Source organism: Kitasatospora sp. NPDC028961 (genome assembly GCF_055564815.1).
This window is the reverse complement of sequence record NZ_JBVHVO010000013.1, coordinates 114,420-115,357: the sequence shown is the minus strand read 5'-3', so window position 1 is coordinate 115,357 and position 938 is coordinate 114,420. Positions and strand designations below refer to the sequence as shown.

Here is a 938-nt window from a genome sequence, read left to right as displayed (position 1 = left end):
TGCTTGTCGGGGGTCCTACGGCCGATTCCTCCGCAGACCCGCGGAGGGGCCCGAGGGCCCGGGGTCAGAGCCCGTTGGCGATGTCGTGGGAGTGGTCGTTGGCCCGGTCGAGCGCGTCGGCCAGCACCTCGCCGTTCTGGCCGACCGAGCCCATCGTGCCCTTGATCTTGAGGATCAGGTCGTAGAGGTTCTTGGTGCCGTCGTCGACCTGCGCGTGATACTGCTTGCCGATCTCGTCGTTGCCGCCGACGTGCAGGTTCGCGATGTTGATGGTCTCTACGTGGTGCAGGACCTTGTCGACCATGTCCTTCAGTTCGAAGAACTCGCCGAACTTCTGCTTGAGTTCGGCGGTCTTCGCGGTGGTACTAGCCATGGAACTCCTCCTGGCGGTTCGCCTTCTTCTTCTGGTCCGGCGCCTCGTAGCCCGGGCGCATCGCCCAGAGCGGTTCGAGGATCTCGTCCAGCTCGGTGCCGCCGGTCATGGAGAGCCGCAACGTGTCACCGAGGCCGTCGAACCGGCCGATCCGCTCGGCGACCTGCTCGCCCACGGCCGCGCGGGCCTCGTTGAGCGAGTCGGTGAGGACCTTGGCCAGCTCGGCGGGGGCCATCTCGCGGTAGCCGTTGGTGTGGAAGGTCATCGAGACGACCTGTCCCTGCGAGCCGACCTTGACGGTGACCATGCGGTCCTTGGAGGTGACCGAGGCGGTGAGCTCGTTCATCTCCTTCTGCATCTCCTCGGCCCTGGCCAGCTCGGTCTGCATCTCCGCCATCGCCTCGGCGATCTGTTCGGCGAACGGGTTGCTCATGTGTCGCTTCCTGTCGTGTCGTCGAAGGCCGGTGTGGGGGGGGGGGGGGGGGGGGGGGGGGGGGGGGTGGGGATGGGGGGGGCGGGGGGGGGTGGGGCCGACGCGCACTGCGGCATCTGCAAGAGAGGTCGC

2 protein-coding genes are annotated in these 938 nt (G+C 67.7%); both read right to left on the bottom strand.

Features of this window, described 5'->3' with window-relative positions:
• Positions 1 to 64 precede the first annotated feature (64 nt).
• The gene (locus tag ACZ4UX_RS22665; protein ID WP_465707964.1) at positions 65 to 373 is read right to left on the bottom strand and encodes a hypothetical protein; all 309 of its coding nucleotides are present in this window, start codon (positions 371 to 373) and stop codon (positions 65 to 67) included.
• Positions 366 to 806, bottom strand: a complete 441-nt coding sequence (locus ACZ4UX_RS22660) for a YbaB/EbfC family nucleoid-associated protein (RefSeq protein WP_465707963.1) — start codon at positions 804 to 806, stop codon at positions 366 to 368. Before ACZ4UX_RS22660 ends, ACZ4UX_RS22665 begins: the two co-directional genes overlap by 8 nt.
• Positions 807 to 938 lie beyond the last annotated feature (132 nt).

Excerpts from the sequence above, each read along its gene's own strand:
- ACZ4UX_RS22665 (WP_465707964.1), bottom strand. The coding sequence starts at position 373 with ATGGCTAGTACCACCGCGAAGACCGCCGAACTCAAGCAGAAGTTCGGC.
- ACZ4UX_RS22660 (WP_465707963.1), bottom strand. The coding sequence starts at position 806 with ATGAGCAACCCGTTCGCCGAACAGATCGCCGAGGCGATGGCGGAGATG.